The sequence below is a fragment of the Paenibacillus tyrphae genome, assembly GCF_027925525.1.
Lineage (GTDB): Bacteria > Bacillota > Bacilli > Paenibacillales > NBRC-103111 > Paenibacillus_G > Paenibacillus_G tyrfis_B.
In genome coordinates, this window is record NZ_BSDJ01000065.1 from 1 (window position 1) to 3,955 (window position 3,955).

3 protein-coding genes are annotated in these 3,955 nt (G+C 42.6%); all 3 read right to left on the reverse strand.

All coding sequences use genetic code 11. The annotated features are described in order from the left end of the window. A partial coding sequence (locus tag QMG93_RS34795) for an FG-GAP repeat domain-containing protein (protein ID WP_281944483.1) occupies positions 1 to 546 on the reverse strand: 546 nt, incomplete at its 3' end. A gap of 54 nt (positions 547 to 600) precedes the next feature. Next, entirely contained in the window at positions 601 to 3,486 is a 2,886-nt protein-coding gene (locus tag QMG93_RS34800) for a hypothetical protein (protein ID WP_281944484.1), read from the reverse strand. 21 nt (positions 3,487 to 3,507) lie between these two features. After that, the coding region (locus QMG93_RS34805; RefSeq protein ID WP_281944485.1) for a hypothetical protein at positions 3,508 to 3,955 on the reverse strand (448 nt) is incomplete at its 5' end.

The following is a 3,955-nucleotide window of genomic DNA, read 5'->3' on the forward strand; positions in this document are numbered from 1 at the left end:
CCCATTGAAATAGACAATCGCATCTGCTTTGCCGTCCCCGTTCACATCTCCTACCATTTGTGTCTGTGAACCGACTCCGTGCCCTTCAACCCATTTTTGATAGGCTTCAAATCCTTTACCATTAGACAGGGATACCCACCATTCCCCATTGAAATAAACAATCGCATCTGCTTTGCCGTCCCCATTCACATCTCCTACCATTTGTGTCTGTGAACCGACTCCGTGCCCTTCAACCCATTTTTTATAAGGATTAAATCCGTTACCGTTGGACAAAGATACCCGCCACTCTCCGTTTGAAAAAATAATGGCATCTGCCCTTTTGTCCCCATTTACGTCTCCTAACATTGGCTTTAATAAACCTTTGGTTATTACATTACCATTGGCATCATATTTAAAAAAGATTATCTGGTTAGAAGCCGTTCGTATGTAACTTAAACGGTTGCTTTGGTCATGAATGTACTTGTATTCTTCACTTGCAAATAAAGTACTTGGGTGAGCTATACTTATCAAAAGAATAAAAACCGAAAAAAATAATCTCATCTTCATCAAATCATTCTCCTAATTTATTTTGCAAGAACGATAACCCAGTGCCGGTCTCCACTAATTACCAGGGACAAAAAAAGCATCTATTACCACAAAATTATCGGTTGACTCCAAGCGTTTATTACCTGAAACAGAAACCTCCATAGTGTGCACTCCATCACCCAAACCGTAAGCTAACGTGTAATCTCTTCTTTCATAACTGCTGTCGTATAAGTCAATATCCGGATAAGGTCGTCCGTCGATTCGAATATTGGCAATTCCCCGATTAGGCCCTGCCACTGCATTCATTTTAACCGCATCCCCTGTAAACTTCAGAACAAGCTTTGATCCCGTTGAATCTGAAGCTAGATTAACTCCGCCTTCACTGAACCAATTTCCGCTTTGAATCACTAAAGCGTTGTCACTTTCGATGCGATTACCTGGCTCTTGCAAGGGCTTCACTTCACCAAAAACTAAAAAAGTATCCACCACCAAATAAGTATCTGTTGACTCCGCCCGTTTGTTACCGGAGACGTTTACTTCCAATACGTGTGAGCCATGATCAAGACCATAAGCAATCCTATAGTCCCTATTCCTAAATTCGGTATCATACAAATCGATGTCCGGATACGGTTGTCCGTCGATACGAATGCCAGCGATCCCCCGGTTCGGTCCCGCTACCGCATTCATTTTAACGGCATCCCCCGTAAACTTCACAACAAGCTTTGATCCCATTGAATTCGAAGATAGATTTATCCCGCCTTCGCTGAACCAATTTCCACTTTGAATTACAAAACCATTGTCACTTTCGATGCGATTGCTTGGTTCGAAACTAAAGAAAGCATGTACGACCAAATAAGTATTCGATGACTCGAGTCTCTTATTCCCGGATACCGTTATTTCTAATGTATGAGGGCCATTTCCAAGACCATAGGCAATCGTATATTCTTTGTTTCTGAATTCGATATCGTACAAGTCAATATCCGAATAAGAATTTCCGTCGATCTGAACATGGGCAATTCCCCGATTAGGCCCTGCCACTGCATTCATTTTAACCGCATCCCCTGTAAACTTCAGAACAAGCTTTGATCCCGTTTCGTTTGAAGCAATATTTATTCCGCCTTCACTAAACCAGTTTCCACTTGGAAGGACGGAACGGTTATCACTCTCAGTCCGAGTACCCGGTTCAATTAGAGACTGTGCTTCGCCCTTAATAAAAAAGATAGCTATGGCAAGAAAAGAGTCCGTTGATTCCGAACGTTTGTTACCTGAAACGGTTACTTCCAGCGTATGGGGGCCTTCCCCAAGACCGTAAGCAATGGTATATACTAAGTTCCTGTACTCCCTATCGTACAAATCAAAATCGAAGTAATGTTTTCCATCAATTCTTATATTGGCAATCCCTCGGTTAGGTCCTACTGCGGCATTCATTTTAACCGCATCCCCCGTAAACTTTAGAACAAGTTTTGACCCTGCCGCGTTTGAAATTACATTAATCCCGCCTTCACTTGACCAGTTCCCGCTTTGGATGACTTTACTATTGTCACTTTCAATACGAATTTCCGGTTCGATTATGGTCTGAGCTTGATCCGAGGTTAAGAAAGCATCTATGACCAGATAAGCTGCTGTTGCTTCTGCTCGTTTGTTACCCGAAACGGTTACTTCCAATATATGAGGACCACTGCCAAGCCCATAAGCAATGATATAATCTTTATTCCTATATTCTGTGTCGAATAAGTCAATATCAGGGTAAGATTGTCCATCGATTCGAATGTTTGCGATCCCTCGGTTAGGACCTGCTACCGCATTCATCTTAACCGAATCTCCCATAAACTCGACCATAAGTTTTGACCCCATGGCGTTAGAGATTAGATTAATTCCGCCTTCGCTGGACCAGTTGCCACTTTGAATCACGAAACTATTGTCGCTCTCGATCCGAGTACTTGGCTCTATCATTGCCTGGGGCTGATCCGAGACGAAGAAAGCGTCTACGACAAGAAAAACTCCAGTTGATTCTGCTCGTTTGTTACCCAAAACGGTTACTTCCAATACATGAGGACCATCGCCAAGTCCATAAGCAATGAGGTAGTCTCTATTCTTATACTCAGTATCATATAAGTCAATATCGGGATAAGATTGTCCATTAATTCGTATGTTGGCAATTCCTCGGTTAGGGCCTGCCGCTGCATTCATTTTGATGGAATCTCCGGTAAATTTCATAACAAGCTTTGAGCCTGTTACACTTGAAGCCAAATTAACTCCACCTTCGTTAAACCAATCCCCACTTTGGATAACAACGCGGTTATCGCTCTCAACCCTATTGCCAGGTTCCATGATTTGCTCCGGTTGGCCGAAGATTAAAAATGCATCCACGACCAAATAAGTACCTGCCGAATCAAAACGTTTATTACCGGAAACGGTAACTTCCAGTGTATGTGAACCACTATCGAGGTTATAAGCTAACCCATAACTTTTATTCGTGTAATTTGTATCGTACATATCAATATCCGGATAAGCTTTCCCATCAATTCGTATGTTAGCAATTCCCCGGTTAGGGCCCGCCACCGCATTCATCTTAATGGCATCCCCTGTAAATTTTACAATAAGTTTAGAACCAGCCGTATTTGAGACTACATTTACCCCCCCTTCATTAAACCAGATTCCGCTTTGTGTTACAGCGCTGCTATCGCTCTCGATCCGGTTTTTCGGCTCGCTTCTTTTTCTACCAAGAGTATTTCCGTTACTATCATATTCATACTCCATTTTCCCTTGTAGCCAGTTGGTATGCTGCAATCTACCGGATGCATCATAATCGTTTTTGATCGAATTGGTTGAAAGAGAAAAATCATCACTTGCCTTAGATGTAGAAGCAGCCTCGGAGATATGAATAGGGAAATAAGCAAAGACTATTAAAAGACTTAAAACAACTCCCCAGCAGCTCCTTTTGATTTTTGAAATCCACATAAGCTTTATCCTCCAACGCTCTCATAATTTTGGTTGTAAAGCAACTGAGTCCCAATAAATAATACCCGAACCGTTATTGTCCGTTCCCATCAGTACGAGCCATACGCGTGCGTATGCTGCATTTGCAGGAGCTTGACCCGTAACGGAAAGGCTCAATAATCCGCCGTCCGTAGTTGTATTCTGGGAAGTCTCGAAATGGGCTCCTGTAAATCGATATTGTTCATCAAGATAATCTACGGTCAGATTTACTTTTGCATTCGACAAGCTCTCTACAAAAATACGACTGCTTGCCGTATACGTCTTTCCTGGCTCTATTTTCGTATCTTGGAATACGTTTATTTGGTTATGCAGTCCCAGACCGGAACCCGTAATCTTCTGCGCACGTTGACCGGAAGACGCATGATGAGCTACAACTTCGTAATCGCCAGCTATTCCTTGGTCTTTGTTGCCTTGCCAGCCATCAGCTAAA